The sequence below is a fragment of the Ruegeria sp. AF5 genome (genome assembly GCF_056541905.1).
Map to the genome: position 1 here is coordinate 63,315 of NZ_JBQFYZ010000007.1, position 21,448 is coordinate 84,762.

At 56.4% G+C, this 21,448-nt stretch carries 25 protein-coding genes and 1 tRNA gene; 13 read left to right on the forward strand and 13 right to left on the reverse strand.

The genetic code is table 11. From position 1 onward, the window contains the following. Positions 1–3 precede the first annotated feature (3 nt). Positions 4–885, reverse strand: a complete 882-nt coding sequence (gene ugpA, locus ACR0DS_RS11835) for a sn-glycerol-3-phosphate ABC transporter permease UgpA (protein ID WP_209505975.1) — start codon at positions 883–885, stop codon at positions 4–6. Between the two features lie 63 nt (positions 886–948). Then, positions 949–2,259, reverse strand: a complete 1,311-nt coding sequence (gene ugpB, locus ACR0DS_RS11840; RefSeq protein WP_209505977.1) for a sn-glycerol-3-phosphate ABC transporter substrate-binding protein UgpB — start codon at positions 2,257–2,259, stop codon at positions 949–951. Positions 2,260–2,437: 178 nt separating this feature from the next. Between ugpB and ACR0DS_RS11845 the strand changes: the two genes are divergently transcribed. Continuing rightward, positions 2,438–3,343, forward strand: coding sequence for a LysR substrate-binding domain-containing protein (locus ACR0DS_RS11845; RefSeq protein WP_209598847.1), 906 nt, complete (start codon positions 2,438–2,440; stop codon positions 3,341–3,343). 98 nt (positions 3,344–3,441) lie between these two features. Here the strand turns inward: ACR0DS_RS11845 and ACR0DS_RS11850 are convergent, their stop codons facing one another. Next, positions 3,442–5,682, reverse strand: coding sequence for an adenylate/guanylate cyclase domain-containing protein (locus ACR0DS_RS11850; RefSeq protein ID WP_480559570.1), 2,241 nt, complete (start codon positions 5,680–5,682; stop codon positions 3,442–3,444). 209 nt (positions 5,683–5,891) lie between these two features. Between ACR0DS_RS11850 and ACR0DS_RS11855 the strand changes: the two genes are divergently transcribed. From ACR0DS_RS11855 to ACR0DS_RS11880, 6 genes are all read left to right on the forward strand, one after another. Then, positions 5,892–6,263 carry a YciI family protein gene (locus tag ACR0DS_RS11855; protein ID WP_480483831.1) on the forward strand — a complete coding sequence of 124 codons (372 nt, stop codon included), beginning with the start codon at positions 5,892–5,894 and terminating at the stop codon, positions 6,261–6,263. Positions 6,264–6,266: 3 nt separating this feature from the next. Continuing rightward, positions 6,267–7,502, forward strand: a complete 1,236-nt coding sequence (locus ACR0DS_RS11860) for an RNA polymerase sigma factor (protein WP_480487247.1) — start codon at positions 6,267–6,269, stop codon at positions 7,500–7,502. A gap of 68 nt (positions 7,503–7,570) precedes the next feature. Next, complete coding sequence (locus tag ACR0DS_RS11865; RefSeq protein WP_480559572.1) at positions 7,571–7,957, forward strand: VOC family protein; 387 nt, start codon at positions 7,571–7,573, stop codon at positions 7,955–7,957. A gap of 24 nt (positions 7,958–7,981) precedes the next feature. Further along, on the forward strand, positions 7,982–8,203 hold the full coding sequence (locus tag ACR0DS_RS11870) for an MAPEG family protein (RefSeq protein ID WP_480559574.1): 222 nt from the start codon (positions 7,982–7,984) through the stop codon (positions 8,201–8,203). Next, complete coding sequence (locus tag ACR0DS_RS11875; protein WP_480559576.1) at positions 8,203–8,547, forward strand: TfoX/Sxy family protein; 345 nt, start codon at positions 8,203–8,205, stop codon at positions 8,545–8,547. Before ACR0DS_RS11870 ends, ACR0DS_RS11875 begins: the two co-directional genes overlap by 1 nt. 12 nt (positions 8,548–8,559) lie before the next feature. Further along, entirely contained in the window at positions 8,560–9,219 is a 660-nt protein-coding gene (locus ACR0DS_RS11880) for a DUF2461 domain-containing protein (protein ID WP_480559577.1), read from the forward strand. Positions 9,220–9,555: 336 nt separating this feature from the next. On the opposite strand, the gene ACR0DS_RS11885 is transcribed toward ACR0DS_RS11880, so the two are convergent. The 7 genes from ACR0DS_RS11885 to ACR0DS_RS11915 form a co-directional block, all read right to left on the reverse strand. Then, complete coding sequence (locus ACR0DS_RS11885; RefSeq protein WP_480559579.1) at positions 9,556–9,990, reverse strand: c-type cytochrome; 435 nt, start codon at positions 9,988–9,990, stop codon at positions 9,556–9,558. 11 nt (positions 9,991–10,001) lie between these two features. Continuing rightward, positions 10,002–10,868, reverse strand: coding sequence for a copper resistance D family protein (locus ACR0DS_RS11890; RefSeq protein ID WP_480616744.1), 867 nt, complete (start codon positions 10,866–10,868; stop codon positions 10,002–10,004). Between the two features lie 2 nt (positions 10,869–10,870). Next, the gene (locus ACR0DS_RS11895; RefSeq protein ID WP_480559583.1) at positions 10,871–11,212 is read right to left on the reverse strand and encodes a copper resistance CopC family protein; all 342 of its coding nucleotides are present in this window, start codon (positions 11,210–11,212) and stop codon (positions 10,871–10,873) included. 10 nt (positions 11,213–11,222) lie between these two features. Further along, positions 11,223–11,654: a c-type cytochrome gene (locus tag ACR0DS_RS11900; protein WP_480483822.1), complete on the reverse strand. Its 432-nt coding sequence runs from the start codon at positions 11,652–11,654 to the stop codon at positions 11,223–11,225. Positions 11,655–11,749: 95 nt separating this feature from the next. After that, complete coding sequence (locus ACR0DS_RS11905; protein ID WP_480616746.1) at positions 11,750–12,091, reverse strand: hypothetical protein; 342 nt, start codon at positions 12,089–12,091, stop codon at positions 11,750–11,752. A 784-nt stretch (positions 12,092–12,875) separates the two neighbouring features. Continuing rightward, positions 12,876–12,951, reverse strand: a tRNA-Ala gene (locus tag ACR0DS_RS11910). 143 nt (positions 12,952–13,094) lie between these two features. Beyond that, a complete protein-coding gene (locus ACR0DS_RS11915; protein WP_267366159.1) occupies positions 13,095–13,421 on the reverse strand; it encodes a TIGR02300 family protein in 327 nt (108 codons plus the stop codon). A 100-nt stretch (positions 13,422–13,521) separates the two neighbouring features. On the opposite strand from ACR0DS_RS11915, the gene ACR0DS_RS11920 reads away from it, so the two are divergent. From ACR0DS_RS11920 to ACR0DS_RS11930, 3 genes are all read left to right on the forward strand, one after another. Continuing rightward, positions 13,522–14,217: a M48 family metallopeptidase gene (locus ACR0DS_RS11920; RefSeq protein WP_480483820.1), complete on the forward strand. Its 696-nt coding sequence runs from the start codon at positions 13,522–13,524 to the stop codon at positions 14,215–14,217. 30 nt (positions 14,218–14,247) lie between these two features. Beyond that, positions 14,248–14,895 carry a GntR family transcriptional regulator gene (locus tag ACR0DS_RS11925; protein WP_480473964.1) on the forward strand — a complete coding sequence of 216 codons (648 nt, stop codon included), beginning with the start codon at positions 14,248–14,250 and terminating at the stop codon, positions 14,893–14,895. 113 nt (positions 14,896–15,008) lie between these two features. Then, a complete protein-coding gene (locus tag ACR0DS_RS11930; protein WP_267366161.1) occupies positions 15,009–16,139 on the forward strand; it encodes a lytic murein transglycosylase in 1,131 nt (376 codons plus the stop codon). Between the two features lie 3 nt (positions 16,140–16,142). Here ACR0DS_RS11930 and ACR0DS_RS11935 read toward each other — a convergent pair whose 3' ends face one another. Beyond that, the gene (locus ACR0DS_RS11935; protein WP_267366162.1) at positions 16,143–17,105 is read right to left on the reverse strand and encodes an acetyl-CoA carboxylase carboxyltransferase subunit alpha; all 963 of its coding nucleotides are present in this window, start codon (positions 17,103–17,105) and stop codon (positions 16,143–16,145) included. A gap of 185 nt (positions 17,106–17,290) precedes the next feature. Then, a complete protein-coding gene (locus ACR0DS_RS11940) occupies positions 17,291–17,887 on the reverse strand; it encodes a LysE family translocator (RefSeq protein WP_267366163.1) in 597 nt (198 codons plus the stop codon). 73 nt (positions 17,888–17,960) lie between these two features. On the opposite strand from ACR0DS_RS11940, the gene ACR0DS_RS11945 reads away from it, so the two are divergent. Continuing rightward, positions 17,961–18,413, forward strand: a complete 453-nt coding sequence (locus ACR0DS_RS11945) for an Lrp/AsnC family transcriptional regulator (protein ID WP_480559588.1) — start codon at positions 17,961–17,963, stop codon at positions 18,411–18,413. Between the two features lie 119 nt (positions 18,414–18,532). Continuing rightward, positions 18,533–19,111: a PA14 domain-containing protein gene (locus ACR0DS_RS11950; protein ID WP_480487229.1), complete on the forward strand. Its 579-nt coding sequence runs from the start codon at positions 18,533–18,535 to the stop codon at positions 19,109–19,111. 51 nt (positions 19,112–19,162) lie between these two features. On the opposite strand, the gene ACR0DS_RS11955 is transcribed toward ACR0DS_RS11950, so the two are convergent. Next, positions 19,163–20,125 carry an L-malyl-CoA/beta-methylmalyl-CoA lyase gene (locus ACR0DS_RS11955; RefSeq protein ID WP_480559589.1) on the reverse strand — a complete coding sequence of 321 codons (963 nt, stop codon included), beginning with the start codon at positions 20,123–20,125 and terminating at the stop codon, positions 19,163–19,165. A gap of 294 nt (positions 20,126–20,419) precedes the next feature. Between ACR0DS_RS11955 and dgcN the strand changes: the two genes are divergently transcribed. Then, positions 20,420–21,421, forward strand: coding sequence for an N-acetyltransferase DgcN (gene dgcN / locus ACR0DS_RS11960; protein WP_267365121.1), 1,002 nt, complete (start codon positions 20,420–20,422; stop codon positions 21,419–21,421). The last annotated feature ends 27 nt before the right edge of the window (positions 21,422–21,448 follow it).

Here is a 21,448-nt window from a genome sequence, read left to right on the forward strand (position 1 = left end):
CCATCAGTAATGCACCCTCTTTTCCACGTACTTGAACTGAATGACGGTCAGAAGGCCGACGACAATCAGCAAAATGACCGATTGCGCCGAAGACGAGCCCAGATCCTGACCGACAAACCCGTCTGAAAAGACTTTGTAGACCAGAATGGTCGTGGCCTGCTGCGGACCGCCACCGGTGATTGTGTGGATTACGCCGAAAGTTTCAAAGAACGCATAGACCACATTCACTACAAGCAGGAAAAACGCTGTCGGTGACAGCAACGGCAGGACAATCGTGAAAAACCTGCGCCAGAACCGTGCGCCATCGATCGCTGCGGCCTCGATGACCGACCGTGGAACCGACTGGAGTGCGGCGAAGAAGAACAAAAAGTTATAACTGATGCGCCCCCAGGCCGAAGCGACGACCACAAGCCCCATCGCCTCGGTGCCATTCAAGACGTGGTTCCAGTCATAGCCCAGCTGTCCAAGATACCACGACACGACACCGACGCGCGTGTTGAACATGAACAGCCATAGCACACCCGCAACCGCCGGTGCGACTGCATAAGGCCAAATCAGCAGCGTCCGATAAGCTCCGGATCCTTTGATCAGCCGATCTGCAATGACTGCCAGAAACAGGGCCGGGATCATGGAGCAGAGCGTAACAAGCGTCGAAAACACCGCCGTGGTTACGAAGGATGCGCGATAAAACTTGTCGCTTAGCAGAAATTCAAAATTGCCCAGACCGACGAACTTGGACGACAACCCGAACGGATCTGGGATGAACAGCGACTGCCATACAGCTTGTGCAGCGGGATAGAAGAAGAATACGGCAGAAATGACGACCTGTGGGGCGATCAGCGCCAATGGCAACAGCCAGCCGCGAAATGTGACGCGTTTTTCCATCCTGATGACCCGCCGGGAAAAGTGGATGCGGGCTCTGCCGAGCCCGCACCGGATTTCAGAGGTTTATTGATTTGCCGATTCGAACCTGCGCAGAAGCGCGTCACCGCGTTCTTTTGCGCTGTCCATGGCTTCCTGGGCGGATTTCTCGCCGGACCAGATGGCCTCAAGCTCCTCATCGATGATACCGCGGATTTGATCGAACGATCCCAGACGCAGACCTTTCGAGTTTGCTGTCGGCTCTTTCGCGGTCATCTGGATCACAGCGATATCGGTGCCCGGATTTTCATCATAGAAACCGGCTGCACGGGTCGCTTCACCGGCTTCTGCGGTAATCGGAAGATAGCCGGTATTCTGGTGCCATGCCGCCTGAACGTCGGACGAGGACAAGAAGCTCAGGAACTCACCAACGCCTTTATATTCTTCGGGATCATGACCTTCCATCACCCAAAGCGATGCACCGCCGATGATGGTGTTTTGAGGCTCGCTTGTGACCGCTTCCCAATACGGCAGCGGACGCACATCAAAGTCGAACTCGGCCTCGGCTTTGATCCCGGCATACCCGGCCGAGCTTTCGGTGAACAAGGCACACTCACCCGCCCGGAAGTTTGCGCCGCCTTCATTTCTGCGACCGGTATAGATGAATTTACCATCCTTGGCCCAGTCGCCCATGGCGCTCAGGTGCGCGACCTGTACCGGGCCATTCAGCATCAGTTCTGTGTCCAGACCGGCAAAACCATTGTCCTGCGATGCAAATGGTACGTTGTGATAGGCAGACAGGTTTTCCAGGTGTATCCAGCTTTGCCATGCCGTCACCAGCGGGCAGTCCTCGCCTCCGGCTTTGAGTTGCTCCAGAACGTCGCCAACCTTTTCCCAAGTCGACAGGTCGGTGTCGGGATCAACGCCTGCTGCCTGCATGGCATCTCGGTTGACCCACAAGACCGGCGTGGAAGAGTTGAACGGCAGCGACAACATATCTCCGTCGGTGGTGGTGTAGTAACCTTTCACCGCACCGATATAGGCGTCGGGATCAAAAGACGCGCCACTTTCAGCCATGACTTCGTAGACCGGCTTGATCGCGCCTTTTGCCGACATCATCGTTGCGGTGCCAACTTCGAAAACCATCAGGATGTGTGGCTGTTCGCCAGCACGGAACGCGGCAATGCCAGCGTTCAGGGTTTCCGAATAGTTGCCCTTGTGGCTTTCGACCACGACAAACTCATCCTGACTGGCGTTGAACTCTTCAACCTGCGCTTTGACAAGTTCGCCAAGGCGGCCGGTAAAGGCATGCCAGAATTGAACTTCGGTTTGTGCCATTGCCGCCAAGGGGGACAAGGCAGTTGTAACGGCAAGAGCGCCAAGCAAATTCTTTTTCATGATTCCTCCCATGCATCAGGTTTGATGCTTCGTTGAGTACCGACTGCAACGCGTATTCGACACACATGACGATTTCACGACGTTACCGTTACAGAAATATAATTCAAGCCCTACTTATTAGCAAAAAACATAATACAATGTTATACAGTGTGAATAAAAAAGCGGAACTGGGTCTGCAATGAGACAAACTTTGAGAATTAGGCAACTGGAAGCGCTTATGGCGGTGACCACCAATGGTTCGGTCACAGCAGCGGCCGCCGATTTGGGGGTGAGCCAACCAGCTGTCAGCAGGTTGCTGTCGGATCTTGAAAAATCGTTTGGTTTTCAACTTTTTGATCGCCGCAAAGGGCGATTGGTGCCAACCCAGGAAGTTCGCTATCTGCAACCCAGCGTGGACCGTGTCCTGGAATTGATGAAGCAGATATCGGACGCGAGTCAGAATATCACACAGCGTAAAGCCGGGCATATCCGCGTCGCCTGCCTGCCCGGTTTCGCCACCAGCCATCTGCCGGATGTTGTGGCAAGTTTTCTGAAAGACCGGCCAGGTGTCACCATGACGATCGAACCGGACAGGCCGGAACGGATATTGGAATGGATGGTTGGCGAACAATATGACTTTGGAATCACCGATGGCTTTAACGGTCATCCGGGGGTCGAAAGCAGAAATGTAGATGTGCGCACGGTTTGCGTATTCCCGAAAAATCACGCGCTTGAGAACCTCTCGGAGGTGACGCCATCCGATCTTGCAGATGAGAACATCATACATACGCGGCGCGACAGCGACTTTTTCGGACGGCTTTCGAAGGCATTTCAGCAGGCCAATGTTACACTCAACTCTCATATCGAAGTCCGGCAATTCACGGCGGCATGTGAATTGGCCATAAAAGGCGTTGGTGTCTCAATCGTCAGCGAACTGGACGCTGTCCATTACACAGACCGGGGGCTAAGCTACAGGCCATTCAAGCCGTTTTTGCCGCATACACTTTCGCTGGTACGCCCGGTTCTGAAGCAGCCGTCTTTGATAACACTGGAGTTCATCGAGCATTTCAGCGAAAGTCTGAATGCGTTCAGAACACTTGCGTGAGGCTGCGGTCACCGGGACGAAGGATACCTGCCCGCGTTTCCAGCCAACACTCTCCAGAAAAGCAGGAGCCAAGTGGTCGATAGCGCCCAAAGTCGTCGTTATTGTGAGGCTCCGCGTATCTGTTCAATGGCTCGGGCGGCAAATCTTCCCGACAAAGACCCGTCTGCGTTTGCTTCCAATGCAGGCAATGCGGGGGATGCTTGTTCTCCGATTTCACCCAAGGCGATGGCCGCTTCTTTTCTGACAAAAACCGAAGGGCTGCCCAACAGCATGATCAGTTCCGGAACGGCTGGGGCTGCATCGGCCCCAAAGAGCGCCAAAGACTGAGCCGCGTCACGTTGTTCCTTGGCATCTCCGCGCATCAGATCAGCTTTGAGGCTCGCAACTGTCGTGCTCGGCGGAAGCGCGGCCAATTGAAGGCCGTTTTTCAAGCGATTGTTCAAATGCTGATGCTCGCCGATCCATCGCACGATAAAGAAATAATCGCGCACCGCTTCGCCCAGAACCTTCTCGTTTTTTCCATTCTGCCATTGTTCGATCATTGCACGCGCGCTGCTTCGGTCGCCGTTTAAGGCCAAGATCGAGGCCGCAAATGGCATCAACTCAACTGCCTGCGGGTTTCTATCCAGCTCAGACATAATGACCGCCTCTGAGCCTGTCAGATCATTCATGGCAAACAGCGCGGCACCTTGAAATAACGCATAGTGACTGGGGTATTCCGGGTCGAGGCGCATCGCAGCCTGCACAAATGCCAGCCCTTCCTCTGGCTCGCCACCCGCGATCAAAGCCCATCCCATTGTCAAATGCGATTCTGGGTCGCTTGGTTGCAGGGCGATGGCCTTTGCGGCTTCTTGTCTCGCTTCTTCCGTTCCCCGACTTACACCCTTGGCACTGTCCCAATCCGGAAGGTTGAGAGCGACAATTGCCCTGATGACGTGGATAAGCGAGGTGTCCTGATGCGTCAGTTCACGGTAGTATTTATAGAACAGCCCGATATGCATCTGTTCTTCAGCATTCGCAAAGCCTGACCAGTGGTGGAAGATGTGCGGTCGCAAATGTACCATAGCTAACATCGCCCAGGCGCGCGCATAATTCGGGTCCAGCTCGACAGCCCGCTCAAAATGCGGAATTGCGGCCAGATTGTCCTGTTCATTGAAGCGTGAATAAAGCGCCCACCCGCGCTGGAACGCTTCGCGCGCCTCGATCTTTTCAGTCTCTATGTTTTCGATAGCAATCCGGCTTTGCGTGTCGAGCGGGACATCCAACTCGCGCGCAATCGCCAGTACAATGTTGTTTTGCAGGTCGAAGATCTCATCGATTTCACCGTCGAAACGTTCCGCCCAAATCAATCTGCCGTTCAACGTGTCCGTCAGGCGGATGTTGACCCGAAAACCCTCTCCGCTACGTCTAAGGCTTCCATCAACGACATAGCGAACGCCCAGTTTCTCGGCAAAACCTGCCGCATCAATGTCGCGGTCCTGAAATGCAAAGGATGTGTTTCCGGCGATGACAAATAACCCTGATATGCGGGACAGGTCCGTTATCAGATCCTCGGAAACGCCATCTATCAACATCTTGTTGGACGCGTCGCTGGTGAAATTCGTCAAGGGAAGCACGGCGATCGAGGGCAGGTCCGGCAGAGGGTAAGCCATCTGTGCTTCAGAAGCGCGCAGCTGACCCTTTTCCCATGTCTTTGTCCCGATATACCCGGTCGCGCCCAACACGATCAGGATTGCAGCCAGCTTCATTAAACGCGGCGCTTTCTTCGTTTTTTGCTTTACCGCCGGGGTCAACGCATCTGTTTCGACGCGGAACGCCTCAATAGGGTCCGCGATATTTTTGACGGATTGCGGGCCAATTGGCGTAAAGGCGAAGGGCACCTTGTTGCGCGCGTATCCGACAATCGCCTGCGAGGCGATAATCCCCCCAGGTTCTGCCAGCGCCTCAAGCCGTGCGGCAACGTTGACACCATCACCCAAGATGTCATCGGCGTTTGAGACGACATCGCCGACATTCAAACCGATCCGAAAAACGATTGCGCGATCAGGTTCGGTATCCGAGTTTCTTTTCGACAGTTCGGCCTGTATCTCGACTGCAGCGCGAACCGCATCGACTGCGCTGGGGAATTCGATCAGAAAACTATCACCGGCTGTGTTCGCAATGCGCCCTGAATACCCGGCGATCAAGGGCTCGATAACTTCAGCGCGGATCCGGCGCAGCTTGTCGATGGTGCCTTCTTCATCCAAGCCAACCAATCTTGAATAGCCTGCGATATCGGCGGCTAAGATGGCTGCTAATCGACGATTTGGCCGGCTTTCCATAGTCTCGCAGCCTACCATTTAGCCATTTTTCTGGGAACCGGTTTTCAAGGTACCGGTTTTGCTCCGGTTTTTGAAATCCCCCGACCTGTTATCTGGATGGCAATGGAAGCCCGGACTGCTGGGTTTTTAGACAAAAGCGGTCTGGGCAATCTGTCGGCTCTGCGTGTTGTCGGATTTGCATGGCGTCGCGCGTCCTTGCACAATGCGACCAACGCATGGAGGCGAAAATGATCTACGCAATCACAATTTATGGGGAACCGGGCGTGTTCGAGGCATTGCCGAAAGATCGCCAGGACGAAGTGATGTCAGGCCATCGCGCCCTGCAAGCGGTTTTGTCGGAACGCGGAGAGTTTGTGTCGATAAAACTGATGCCGCCAACGTCAGCGGTAATGGTCGAACCGGCGGCGTCCGAAGGTGCTGCCCCCCTGATCACCGATGGCCCGTTTTCCGAGACCAAGGAAAACTTCCTTGGGTTTTACGCCGCTGATTTCAAAGATCTTGAAGAAGCGTTGGAACATGCAAAACTGATCTCTTCACCGGTCGCGCGGCTGGAAGTTCGGCCTGTGGCCTGGGCCGGGGGTGCCATATCGTCGGAATAGATCATGTCAGACTGGCTGGAGGCCACATTTGCTGAACAACGCCCGCGCGCCATTGCTGCCCTGACGCGGGCTTTTCGGGATCTGGACACCGCAGAGGAGGCCTTTGCCGACGCCTGCCTGAAAGCCTTGGCGGTTTGGCCTCAGGACGGGGCGCCTCGTGATCCATTGGCATGGCTTCTGGCCACGGCCCGGAATGCGGGTCTGGATGATTTACGCAAATCCCGGCGGCGCGCGGCAATCCTGTCGCGCCACGCAGAGGAGTTTCAACCGATGCCGGCGGAAACACCCGACCCTGACGAGATGCGGGATGATGTCCTGCGCTTGCTGTTCATCTGTTGTCACCCGGAACTGGACCGGCGGGATCAGATCGCCATCGCCTTGCGGGTGGTCGCGGGGCTGAGCGTCGATGAGATCGCCAGCGGATTTCTGGTCAAGTCCAAGACCATGGAACAGCGCATTACCCGCGCCAAAAAGAAAATAGCAAATAACCCGGTCGCCTTTGAAACGCCAAGCCCGGCTGAAAGACAAGCCCGGTTGGGCGAAGTCTCGACAATGGTTTATCTGATGTTCAGCGAAGGGTGGTCGACCTCGGCCGGGCCGCAGCAAATCAAGCTCACGCTGTGCAAAGAAGCGATCCGGCTTGCCCGCCTTCTTGCCGCATTGTTCCCTGCAATGGGCGAGCAGGCCGCATTGCTGGCGCTGTTGTTGTTTCAACACGCCCGGCGCCGGGCCCGGATTGACGCGGAAGGCAAGCTCGTCGCACTCGACGATCAGAACCGCGATCTTTGGGATCGCTCGAATATCGCTGAGGCTACATCCCTGTTGCAAAAAGCCCAGCGGATTGGCCACCGCGGGGTCTATGTCATCCAGGCTGCAATCGCCCAGGCACATGCCTGTTCAACCTCGTCCGAAGAAACCAACTGGGCGTTAATCGAAAGCCACTACGCCGCCCTTTACGCATTGCAGCCGACACCTGTGATCCGGCTCAACCAGATTGCCGCACAGGCCAAGCTACACGGCGCACAATATGCTTTGAAGGCAATGGATCCTCTGTCACAGGAGCTGTCCAACTATCGTTGGTTTCACGCGATGCGAGGTGGCCTTTTGCAAGAAGCGGGGGATCATAAAGACGCCATTTCCGCCTTTGAAACCGTGTTGGCGCTTTCTCCCACCGCGTTGGAATGCGACGTGATCAACGAAAAAATCAAAATTAGCAAAGAAGAATTGGAGGGCCTGTAGGAAAACACACTCCTCATACGTCCTTGGGTCAGACCCGTATGTGGCGGGCGTAACCAACGGAGGTACCCATGAGTATACTTGAGATGACGGCTGTCGGAAATTCAGGATGGATCGGGCATTCCGGGCCGGATCAGAGCAAGGCCAAATCCTTTTATCAGGATGTGCTGGGCTGGACGATCAGCGATATGCCGATGCAGGATGGGTCAAGTTATTCGGCCGCAGTTGTGGGCGAGACCGCTATCGGAGGCTTTTCACCAATGCCGGAAGAGCGTGGAAGCTGGACGATCTTCTTCACAGTGGCCGACGTGGATGCGAGTGTTGCAAAGGCCGAAGCCAAAGGCGCCTCAGTTCTTCAACCCGCGATGGATATGCCGGGTGTCGGGCGCATGGCCACGCTGAACGACCCGCAAGGTGCACGCTTTGCATTGATCACCTACGAAAGCATGAGACCCTGAGAACTGCCTGAAAGGAGGGCGCAGATGGAACAATATTCGCACATCGTGCAGGTTATTGCGGCGGTATTGGTCTGGGTAACCGTTCCACTGGCGACTGCTTTTGGCCTGCGTCGGTCCAGGGCGGGTATCCATCCGTTATGGGATGGGGGCAACAGGCTCTTGCGCGTAATGCGGTCACATGGAAACTTCGTCGAATATGTTTCGTTCGCGCCGTCGATCCACCGGCAGCCTGAGGCATCCAGCTGATGCCGGTGGATGAAACCCTCAACGCACGCATTCGTGACGCTTTGGCCGCGCATGTGGGCATTTCAGAAAAGCGTATGATGGGTGGCAATTGCTTTTTCTTGAACGGCAACATGCTGTGCGGGGCGCGGCGGCATAACGACGGGCTGGGCCGTTTCATGTTCCGGGTGGGCAAGAACAACGAAAGCATGGCGCTGACGGACCCTGCGGCTCAGGAAGTGATTCACGGTGCACGCAAACTGGGTGGTTTTATCCGCGTGGATGAGAGTGATTGCGATGACGCCGCTTTGCTGCGCTGGTTACACCTTTGTCTCGAACACGCCGCAGCCCTTCCCGCGAAAGACTGAACGGAGAAAGCAATGGCTCAGTTTGAAAGTTTCTCACCCGAAGCGCTTGGTTTTCTCAGGGATTTGCGGGCCAATAACACGAAGGAATGGTTTGCAGCCAACAAATCAACTTACGAGACCCATTTGAAGCAGGCAGGCACGCAGTTCGCGAATGACATTGCGGATGCCTTGCGTGATCTGACCGGCCAGACCCATAGCAGCAAGATTTTTCGTATTCATCGGGATGTCCGATTTTCCAAGGACAAAACACCTTACAACGCACACCTGTATATTGCGTTTATTCCAGACGGGAGTGCGGATCAGCCGCCGATGTGGTTCTTTGGGCTCTCGCCCGACGATCTGGCGCTTGGCTGCGGGGTGTTTCAGTATGAAAAGGAAGCGTTGGGTGCCTTCCGAACTGAGATGGCAGGCCCAAAAGGGGCTGAGTTGACCAAGCTAACCGCTGAGATGCGAAAGCGTGGATTCCGGGTCGGGGATCCTGAATTGAAACGTGTTCCCTCCGGTTATAACAAAGATCATCCAAACGAAGAGGCATTGCGCCGCAAAGGCTTTACCGTCTGGACGGATTTGGGCAACTCTGCCTTTGCTATCGAACCAAACCTCATTGAACGAACTATAGAATTGTTCGAGGATCTCTTACCTGTTTTTCTGCTGCTTTCTCGGGTCGAGTAACCCCATCTTTCCATATGCGGGGAACATAGGCTCGATGGATATCGCCAAGGTGCCGACCTCAATCGTTCAACGCTGTGTCTGAAAAGTGAGAGATAAGTATGCAGCTTCATTTTGGGTCGCACCTGTGTGCCACGCCGCTCCAGTGTTTGCCCTCTGTTTTTTTGTTTGGATATGGTGGAGCCTGCGGGAAACGCCGCCGAACGCCTGATACACTGATCGTAAAACTATAATGGATATCTGGTTTGCACTGTGGCTTCTCTTGAAGTCACACTTGATGTTGCACAACCTGCTACGGTGTACTGTGTACGTCCAAACCTTTACGAGGCCAGCTGTCTTTTACTGGTGGGGAAGGTTGCGGCTGGCCTGCATTTGCTGAACATCGTCGGGCCATGTGGAGCGTATGTAACCCAGCACGTCCAAAATATCTTCGTTAGTCAGCGTTCCCTCGAAACCCGGCATACCACTGTTGAAGTCTTTAATGCCGCGTGCTGCCAATGCGTCTGTCCCACCTAGTCTGGTGTACTCGAACAGTAACTGGTTGTCGAGGTGCCAAGTGTGCCCTGTCACGTCATGTGGTGGGGCGGGTAACACTCCGTCATCGCCGGGTGTTTGCCAGTCGGGTTGGCCTTCCAGATTAACTCTATGGCACGAGGCACAGTACTCTGCGTAGAGTTTTTGCCCATTCGCGAGGTCCCGGTCTAACAACTCATGATCTGCAGCGACGCTAGTACCAATACTGCATATAGCGAGTGCATACAGGTGTTTGTTCATCTCTACCTACCTTAACTCGGAAGCGTTAGTACGCTGGTGAGTGTCGCCGTTGTCGCCAGAACCGCAAATACGACTATTGCCTCAACCTCGATAGATCGGGCGAGGCGTTGCGCTGCTTTAGCCTCTCCGCTTTGTAAGGCCGGAACAAATCGGAGCTTGTTGGCAGCGGCGAGGATCAACAACAGCGCCACAAGGAACACTTTGAGCAACAGAGCCTGACCGTAGCTAGTGAACAAGAGCCCTTGGAGATTGCCAACAAACAACCAAGCCATCCAGAGACCCGCCGCGACCAGCGTTGGCACAATCAGTGCAGCAGCTTGTCCGAACCTGTGCCCTAGTTCAGCAGCATCTGTCAGGTGTTCAGGCATGAGAGCCATACCCCGCAGCGGGCTAAAGATACCCACCCAAAAGGCTACACATAGAAGATGCAACAGGAGCAAGAGTTGGACACCAAAACTCTCCAGTTCCGGCACATGTCCGATCTGTGCAAAGGACCACATGGCCAATGCGCCACCCAACAGCGCGATCCATAGGCCAAAGCGAGGAACAGACAGTCCCACAAGGATCAACACTGCGCCTGCAAGGCGATAAACAAGTACGTCGCCTACGGATGTTTGCCAAAGCAAGCCAAGCATCTCTGGATCGACCATGCCGTCAACTCCGCCTGTTAAGGCGGCTCCTCGGAGCATGAAGCCAAATACCGTTGCTGCGAGGGAAAGCCACGCCAAGACCATGGCTTGGCGCTTCATCGCAAGGCTTATCGGCGCGACTAGTTCGGAATAGAAGCACTTCACGACGACAAGCCCGGTGGACCCAGCAAAGCCGATGTAGAGCACCAGCTTTGCGAGGATTGCGACAACTCCCCAAATGTCTGGCATGCTCATTCCACGGAAAAGGAAAACTCGCCCTGCATCGCATGGCCGTCTTTACCTAAACCACGCCACTCGATGACATAGGTGCCGGTTCCATTGCCCGGCAGTGGGATCGTGAACTCCTGACTAAAACTTGTCTGGTCCCCCAAATCTAGGCTTACTGCCGAGTGTTCTTCATGGGCCATCTCTATCCGCGTCAGCCGGATGTCCTTGGTGAAGCTGAGGCCAATTTCAGCGGGCACAGAGGTTACAGTCGCCCCATTGGCAGGTGTCGTTTCTTCGGCCTTGGAATGCGCCAGTACCCCGCTGGGAATAGCAGCCATGATTACGAGAGTTACGATCTTTTTCATGGTCCTGTCCTCAATTTATTCCGTTGGCACGTTGAATTTCACGAATGTACGCGATCACCATGGCAACGTCACCTCGCGTCAATCCCTCGACCGGCGGCATGTCACCAAACTGCCAATGATGGCTTCTTACACCTTGTGAAACCGCCCTCTGAAAGGCTTCGTCAGCGTGGTGGCTGGGCTCGTATATCTTGTGGATCAGAGGCGGTCCCGCGCCTTCTACACCGACCGCATTGACGCCGTGGCAAGCAGCGCAAGAGACATCAAAGACACGCTGACCGATTACTGCGTTGCCCTCGATTGGCGGCATCTGAATTGCGACTATGGCGCCGCCTGTGCCTGTCTCTGGCGATGTGGCCTCTTCGATTGGGCCGGGCCGAAGGGTTATGAAAGCGGCGACGGCTGCGACGGTGCCTGCGCCGATGAATAAGAGACTTTTTCTCATGAGTTGATCCTGACTTTTGGAAGCTGGTAGTGCTGCGATTCACTGCGAACAGCGGCACGCGCAGGTCGCAGATGTTCGCAAGGATTTACGCTGCTTCAAAGGTCAGGGGGCTTGTAAGGGTTATCCGGCTCAATCGGCTTGGCTTGGGCTCCAACCTGGAACTCGGGTGCAATTTCACGTTGACTCTTCGCGGCTTCCCCGATTTGGGCGAGCAAAACAACTGCTTGGCAGATAGTGGGATTACACTCGCCGGTTCCTGAATTGTCCGGGTCGTGGTGGCTGTGTAGGGTCGATTTGTCGATGCTGTTATTCGCCACGAAAATGTGTTCTGCCGATTGCATGTGGCTTTCACAGCCAAGACCGATGCAGCCATCCGATCGCGCGTGAGCAACGCCAACAAGCCCGGTCAGGATGACCAGAATGCCAGCGAGTACCAATAGTGAGTATCGTCGGATGACCATGGTTCAGGACGCTACTGCAGTAGACCAAGCATGACAACGCCAGCCCTTTGGTTTTTCGGATCACGACCAGTTTTTTGTTCGGACAATTGATTGAAGCTTCCCCTTTTCCTAGACAGCAACACGAGAAGGACCGTCTTAATACCCCCCTAACTGCAGTGATTTGGGCGACGCTGTGGTTGAGTGTTGACATGTGTCAAAGCGTAGTTTGCCAAGTTGTTGGCAAGGTGCTTCGCAAATGGGTCAGAGCATCAGCATAAAAGCAACCCGGGGAACGGTGGCGTTTTTGGCTATACTCATAGCTATGGCCGCATGCACGGACAGGCATCACCACGGTGACTGGCACGGCCATGGTGCAGAGGGTTGCTATGGACCTCACCATGACGCTATCGGCGAAGCTCGTTGTGGGGCGTTTGAGTAAGCTACTTAGCAAAGGCGCACTCGCAAACAACCAGTTTAGCCAGTTTATGTTTGGTGATCACGAGGCCGCTGTTGATAGTGAACAGCCTCATCTGACTGGTCCAGTTTGATTGTTAGTGCATCGTCGGCCTCTGATCCGTTGGAATGATGTTTTCCGGGGCTGGTGGGCGACAGATCAATGCACTGCCCGACGTTTGGTGCTTGGTCTTGTGTCGGGCAAGGGCCAACGGAAGTAGTAGATGCCGTGTCGGGACAGAGAGAGATATGCATACAGCTTCATTTTGTGTCACACCTGTGTGTCACACCGCTCTAATGCTTGCTATCTGGTTGTATTGTTAGGTTTTGGTGGAGCCTAGGGGAGTCGAACCCCTGACCTCTTGCATGCCATGCAAGCGCTCTCCCAACTGAGCTAAGGCCCCATCATTGTACCATCGGTACGGTGGACGGACGTTTAGGAGACAGCGGCAGCGAGTGCAAGTCCAAAGTTTGAATCGGGCGCGAATTTTCACCCGGGCTGCTCCTCAGGTGAAAAAGGCGACCCTGGGGATCGCCTTTTACTTGGTCAGTTGTCGTCGTCTGATGACATGTCGGTGATGTCGTCCAGAGAAACATCATCATTGTCGTCATCATCATCGTCCAGCAGATCGTCATCCAAATCCACGTCGACGTTGTCATCATCGTCCAGAACCAGATCGTCATCCGCCGTGTTTTCACGTGCTTTGACCGAAGCTGCGTCTTCTGCATCCGCCGAGATCATACGGCTTTTGGATGTTTCAAGCTCCACGATCTCGCCAGTGTAGGGGCTGATGATCGGGTCCTTGTTCAGGTCGTAAAACCGCTTACCGGTTGTCGGGCAAACACGCTTTACGCCCCATTCTTCCTTGGGCATGTCAAATCCCCTTGATATCAGGTGAGTCGTCTAAATGATTCAGCTCACCTGCCACAGGCAGAGGGCACTGTCAAAGTCTTTGCGCAAGAGAGGTCGCGATATGGGAGAGCACGCATTGCCAGGGACACCGCCGGTGCCACTGAGATTGCGCAAATCGGCTCGGGCGCGGCGTATCAGCCTGCGAATCTCCCAGCTGGATGGGCGCGTCACGTTGACTTACCCGAATGGCGTGCCGGAATCTGAGGCCTTGAGTTTTGCGCGCACCAAAGAAGGGTGGATCCGGCAGCATCTTCAGGGTCGGCCCGATATGACCACCGTGCAGTTTGGGCAAGTGATCCCGATCGAAGGGAAAGCGCGCCGAATCGTTCCTGCAACCGGGCGGCGGGTTCTGCTGAATGCAGATGAGGTTGCCGTGCCCACAGGAGCCGAGGCCCGCAGGTTGGGCCGGTTCCTGAAGGAACTGGCGCGGGACCGGTTGACCGGAGCCTGTGATGATTATGCAGCCATGCTGGGGCGTTCGTACACGACACTCAGCCTGCGTGACACGCGGTCGCGTTGGGGGTCGTGCAGCTCGCATGGCGGATTGATGTTTTCGTGGCGCCTTATTCTGGCGCCTCCTGATGTGTTGCACTATGTTGCGGCGCATGAGGTGGCACATCTTGCCGAGATGAACCACTCACCTGCCTTCTGGGCGCAGGTCGAAAAGATATTTGGCCCGTATAAGCCGCCCCGCCGCTGGTTGCGCGACAACGGGGCCGAGTTGCATCGCTACAGATTTGATACCGAGCCGAGTTGACGTGGCGCCTTTTTGTGATCACATGAGCATATGTTGACCGCGCGCCCTTCCGAAACCCAGACCGCAACACATGACCGGGTGTACCGGGCACTGCGATCCCGGATCATGCATGGTGAGATGGCACCGGGGCAGGCCCTGACCCTGCGGGGCATCGGCAAGGAGTTCGGCGTCTCAATGACCCCGGCGCGAGAGGCGGTGCGCCGCCTGGCCGCAGAAGGGGCATTGTTCCTGTCTACATCGGGCCGGGTATCGACCCCGGAGCTGACGAATGACCGGATTGAGGAACTGGCTGCCTTGCGCGCCTTGCTTGAGGTCGAACTGGCAAGCCGGGCCTTGCCCAGGGCACACATGGCCCTGATCGATAGGTTGCAGAGCATCAACATGACAGTTGCCGAGATGGTGACCAAACGGGATGCGGTTGGCTATATCCGTTCGAACCTGGAATTTCACAGAACCCTGTATCTGCGCGCTCAGGCTCCTGCGATGCTGGCCATTGCCGAAACTGTCTGGCTGCAGCTTGGGCCGACGATGCGGGCTCTTTACGGACGCCTCAGACGCGCAGAGCCGCCACATTACCACAAGCTGATCATCGCCGCGCTTAAGGCCGGGGACGAGCCGGGATTGCGGCTGGCAGTGCGCTCGGATGTGACACAAGGGCTGCGTTTGCTGGTCAGCTGAGCGGCTTCCTGCCGACATCGTCAAAGCGCCCTTCCAAGGTGTCACTGTTCTGGCCTGTGCAACCCGGCTGGGTTACTCTTGCGGCAAATCACAAACAAGAGCAGACCCAAACCATGATAACTCGCCGGACCTTTTCCATTTGCCTCGGATCAACGCTTTTGGCCGCCTGCACGGGTGGCGCCGCTCCGTCCGGCACGCCTGCAACCCGGATGCGGGCTGTTCCCAATGCCGGGTGGGATGCCTGGGTTGCCGGTTTCAAGGGCAGGGCAGTGTCGCAGGGGATTTCCCGGACAACCGTTGACCGCGCCTTTCAGGGGGCCGGGTATTTGCCCGACGTAATCGAACGCGATCGAAATCAGGTCGAATTCAAGCGCAGCCTCGAAGATTACCTAGCCATCGCGGCGTCGGACGAGCGGATCAGCACCGGCCAGCAGATGCTGCGGCAACATAACGGCACTCTGTCGCGGATCGAGGCGCAATATGGCGTGGATAAGGAAATCGTCGTGGCCGTCTGGGGGCTGGAAAGCCGCTATGGCGCGCGCCGCGGTGATGTGCCTGTTATATCGGCGTTGTCGACGCTGGCTTATGATGGCCGGCGCGGGCAGTTTTTTGAAAGCCAGCTGATCGCGGCGATGAAGATCCTCCAGAACGGCGATACCACGCCTGCCAACATGACCGGCAGTTGGGCCGGGGCGATGGGGCACACGCAGTTCATTCCGACCTCGTATCTTGCCTATGCCGTGGATTTCACCGGCGACGGGCGGCGCGACATCTGGTCAGATGATCCGACAGATGCGCTGGCCTCGACGGCGGCCTATCTGGCGCGTGCAGGTTGGGTGCGGGGCCAACCGTGGGGCGGAGAGGCGGGGCGTGTATCCGGTGCTCCGGTAGCCGTGTTGCAGCCGCAAACACCCGGGCCCCGCATCGCTGTGTTTCGCAATTTCCAGGTGATCAAACGCTACAACAACTCGGACAGCTACGCGATCGGTGTCGGTCATCTGGCGGACAGGATCGCGGGCGGCGCGCCGTTTCAGGCCTCGTTTGGGCCGGACGCAAGTGGGCTGACGCTGGACGACCGCAAGGAATTGCAGCGCCGCCTGACATCTGCGGGGTATGACACCCAGGGCGCAGATGGCGTGATCGGAAACAACACCACTACAGCCATCAGCGCTTATCAAAGCGCCAATGGTCTGCCCGTGACAGGTGAGCCTTCGGTTGCGTTGTTGCGCAGGTTGGGTGGCTGACCGTTACGCCGCCAGCCCTTTCGACCCGATATCAAGGAACTTCTGACGGCGGTCTTTTATCAGGGCCGCCCCGTCCTTGCCGTCCAATTCCGCCAACATGGCGGTGATGGCCGCGCGCACCGACTCAACCGTAGACGGGCGATCGCGATGTGCGCCACCCTTGGGTTCCGGGATGATCCGGTCACACACACCCAGTTTGTGCAAATCCTGAGCGGTCAAACGCAGCGCTTCGGCCGCTTCACGCATCTTTTCGGCATCTTTCCACAGGATCGATGCACAGCCTTCCGGCGAGATCACCGAATAGACCGAATGCTCCAGCATCGCCACACGGTTAGCGGTCGCAAACGCCACAGCGCCGCCCGAGCCGCCTTCGCCGATGATGACCGAAACCAGCGGCACGCCGATTTTCAGGCACATCTCGGTCGACCGGGCAATCGCCTCGGATTGACCGCGTTCCTCGGCCCCTTTGCCGGGATAGGCACCGGCGGTGTCGATCAGGGTAATGACAGGCAGGCCAAAACGACCCGCCATCTCCATCAGGCGCACGGCCTTGCGATACCCCTCGGGGCGGGCCATCCCGAAATTGCGTTCGATCCGCGACTTGGTATCGCTGCCCTTTTCGTGGCCGATCACCATTACCGGCTGATCGTTAAAGCGCGCAAGACCACCGATAACGGCCAAATCATCGGCAAAATTGCGATCCCCGGCCAGCGGTGTGAACTCGGTGAACAATGCGTCCACGTAATCCTTGCAATGCGGGCGTTCCGGGTGACGCGCCACCTGGCACTTCCGCCAGGGTGTCAGGTCGCGATAGAGTTCATCCAGCAGCTTGGAGGCTTTGGCATCCAGCGCGGCGGCTTCTTCGGCCACATCCATTTCTTCGTTGGCACGGGCCAGCGCGCGCAGCTCTTCAGCTTTGCCTTCGATCTCGGCCAGCGGTTTTTCGAAATCCAGATACTGGGTCATGACGCCTCATCTGCGTGAATTTTCCTAGCTATATGCCGCTGGCTGGCCTCAGATGCAACTAGATGACACGGAAGCGGCATCTTTCATGTCAAAAGCCGTTGATCAGATTAAGAGATTCGTTTGCTTGCCAGCACATTCCCGACATGCCCAGCAAAACAATCACTGAAATCGACCATTGAGGAAACTCACCCCGGCCAAAGCACGGGATAGAGCGAAACCACAAGCAGCACAGCCATTGTCCAGTTGAATACGACCAATCGGCGCGGGTTCGTCAGCATCCGGGCCATCTGCTGTCCCAGAACGGTCCATGTGCTGACGGACGGTAAGTTGACGGCTCCGAAGACAAACGCAACGATGGCAATCGCATACATCGTCCGATCTGGTGTATAGGCCGTGGTGGCGGTCAGGGCCATGGCCCAGGCTTTTGGGTTTACCCATTGAAACGCTGCGGCTTGCAGAAATGTCATGGGCACGCCGGTGGCTTCGGCGCTGTTTGCCGGCGCGGCATGCGCGATCTTCCAGGCCAGATAGAGCAGATAGATCACCGACAGGACTTTCAACACTGTATAGCTGACGGGATACCGGTCAAAGACCTGCACCAGACCGGCCCCGACAAGCAGCACCATGAAGGTAAAGCCAAGCCCAATGCCCAACATATGCGGGATCGAGCGTCGGAAGCCGAAATTCGCCCCCGAAGCCATCAGCATCAGGTTGTTCGGCCCCGGTGTGATCGAGGTTACGAAGGCAAAGGCGATCAGGGCCATCAGGATGTCATAAGTCATGGGGCGAAGTATTGTCCGCGCTGCGGCAAATGAAATTGCTTTTTTGTGCGTGTTTCCTGTAGTTGTGCAATCAATGATGAAAAATGACCGGATAAACCGCCAGATATTGCAAGAGCTATCTCGCGACGGACGGATCAGCAATCTGGATCTGGCCGAGCGTGTGGGCCTTTCCCCTTCTGCTTGTCTGCGCCGCGTGCAAGAGCTTGAAAAGGCCGGGGTGATCACGGGGTATCGCGCAGTTCTGGACCCGGCGGCGATGGGTATCGGCTTTGTCGCCTACATCGGTGTAGGGCTGGGCGAGCATACGAAGGCCGCGCAGGAGGGGTTTGAACGCGCGCTCCAACAAGCGCCGGAAGTTGTCGAGTGCCACAACATAACAGGAACAATCGAATACTTGCTGCGGGTCGAATGTGCAGACCTGCCGTCTTACAAGACCTTCCATACCGAGGTGTTGGGAACGCTGCCGCATGTCACCTCGATCACATCTTATGTGGTTATGGGTTCGCCCAAGAATTTACGGGCGTGACGTCTTGAATTGTGAAGGCACACTCACTTGCAGGGCGAAAACTCACGGCCTAATGTCGTGGAAATGACGTTGCCAGGGGATATGCACAGCCATAACGGCACGCAAACAGGGAGATTACGATGAAACGCGTTCGAACAGTGGCGGCCGCAGTTGCCTTGTCAGTGGTTGCCGGGGCTGCCTTGTCTGCCCCGCTGAAACTGCAACCTGCCAACCCGCAGCCTTCTCCGAAGGCAGGGCTGAATGTGAAATACATTGGCACGGGCAATCAACACAAGAAGATCCGCGATCTGAGTCAGGCAAAAAGCATGCTGTCCAAAGCACAGCCTGGGCAACCGCTGCAGGGATTGGATTACAGGGACACCAATCAGGGTGACAATGTCATGACATTTGACGGAGCTTACAATGTTGCCGCCGAGATTACGGGATATATGCGGTTCGACTCGCCTGGGGTTTACGAGTTGGAAACCTGGTCGAATGACGGGATAGAAGCATTCGTCGGAGGCCAGAATATCGGCTATGTCACGGGTATTCAGGGCTGCGAGGCCAACCAGCGGACCGAAGTCGAAGTGCCCAAGGCCGGGTGGTACCCGCTCAAGATTATCTATTTCCAGAAGCTTGGAACATCCTGCCTGATGATGAAGTCGGGTAAAAAAGGCGAAAGGTTCACCTGGACGCCGAATGCTGTCTTTGGGCGGTGACGCCAGAAAACACCTGAAAAAGGCGCCAGGGCAGGCGCCTTTTTTTGTTTCTCAGCCGTTGGCCGCGATCAGTTCGGCCTGTGCCACGATCACTTCGGCCTGCTTGATCGACGCGATGTCGACCAGACGTCCTTTGTAAACTGTCGCACCTTCGCCATTGGCTTTGGCCTGCTCCATCGCTGCGAGGATTTCGCGGGCCTCTGACACGGCTTCCTCCGACGGGGTGAAGACCTGATTGGCCAGCGCGATCTGCTTTGGATGGATGGCCCATTTGCCCACCATGCCCAGCGTGGCCGAGCGTTTGGCCTGTGCAACGTACCCCTCGTCATCGCTGAAATCACCGAAGGGCCCGTCGACTGGCAGCACGCCATGGGTGCGGCACGCGGCGACGATGGCCGCCTGTGCCCAGTGCCATGGATCCGACCAGTGTTTCGCACCCTCGTGCAGCATGTAATAGTTTTCCTGCGTGCCGCCGATGCCGGTGGTTTGCATCCCCATCGAAGCGGCAAAATCAGCCGCGCCAAGGCTCATAGCCTGCAAACGAGGCGAGGAGGCCGCGATTTCTTCGACATGGGCGATGCCAGCCGCGGATTCGATGATAACTTCGAAGCTGATCGGTTTGGCACGACCTTTGGCGCGTTCGATGGCGGTAACCAGTGCGTCCACCGCATAGACATCTGCCGCACAGCCGACCTTGGGAATCATGATCTGATCCAGACGGTCGCCCGCCTGTTCCAGTACATCGACAACGTCGCGATACCAGTACGGGGTGTCCAATCCGTTGATGCGAACGGACATGTATTTGTTGCCCCAGTCCACGGTGTTCAGCGCTTCGATGACATTGGCGCGGGCCGCATCCTTGTCCGAAGGCGCAACTGAGTCTTCAAGATCGAGGTTGATCACATCCGCAGCGGATGCTGCCATCTTCGGGAACAGTTTGGTGTTCGACCCCGGGCCAAACAGCTGACAGCGATTGGGACGCGCCGGTGCGGCAGGTTGGATGCGAAAGCTCATCAGGACCTCGTCTGAGTAATGAAATTGCGATTTTTCTGCTCAATGAGGTATTAAATTGCGCGACGTGGCGCAAGGGTGATTGTGCATCTGCGGCAATGCGGTCGCAGAAAGAAGCTTCAAACAACCCGAGTGGGGTGACTAAAGTTTAATCAATTTGAAAACTTCGAAGATTTTTGCGCACATTGGTGACATGGCGCAAGAATCTCGCGCATGGGTCGCAGTTGACGGACTAGAACGCGAAGCGCTCGTGTTACCGCTTCTCTAGCCTGCGCCGGAATCAAAGGAGTGACCGCAATGATCGAGACACCGTACCTGCTGTTCCTGGGCGATGCGCCCGACCAATTGGCGGCCAAAGTGGCTGTTGGGATCAAGGACTGGCGTCCGGAAAACGCCGTGGGCCAGTATCGAATGGATGGCTGCAAGGCCGATCTGGGCTTGACTGACATGACCCTGACCGAAGCGAAAGAAGCCGGTGCCAAGACGCTGGTGATCGGCGTGGCAAACCGCGGCGGTGTGATCAGCCAGGACTGGAAAAAGGTTCTGGTTATGGCGCTTGAGGAAGGGTTCGACCTGGCCTCGGGGTTGCATAACCTGCTGCGGGATGAGCCCGACCTGGTAGCGGTTGCCGAAGCAACCGGGCGAAAACTGCATGATGTACGGGTGCCCGAGATCGATTACCCGATCGCAAACGGGATCAAGCGCAAGGGCAAGCGGTGTCTGGCCGTCGGAACAGACTGTTCGGTTGGCAAGATGTACACCGCGCTGGCGATGGACGCCGAGATGCGTGAGCGCGGGATGAAATCGACCTTCCGCGCGACCGGCCAGACCGGCATCCTGATCACCGGTGACGGTGTGCCGCTGGACGCAGTCATTGCCGATTTCATGGCTGGTTCGGTCGAATGGCTGACACCGGACAATGACGAGGATCACTGGGATCTGATCGAAGGGCAGGGATCATTGTTCCACGTATCCTATTCCGGCGTGACCATGGCACTGATCCATGGCGGCCAGCCGGACGCCCTGATCCTGAGCCATGAACCGACCCGTGCGCATATGCGCGGCTTGCCAACCTATCAACTGCCGACATTGGAGGCCCTGCGCGACACCGCGCTGGCACTGGCCAAAGTGGCAAACCCGGATTGTCAGGTTGTTGGCGTTTCGGTCAACACGCAGCACATGTCCGAGGCTGACGCGACCGCCTACCTGGCCAAGATCGAAGCGGATATGGGCCTGCCTGCGACCGACCCGTTCCGCTTTGGTTCGGGCAAGCTGGTGGACGCGCTGGCCGCAATGTGATCTGAACAATGCGCCGGAGGCGGGGCT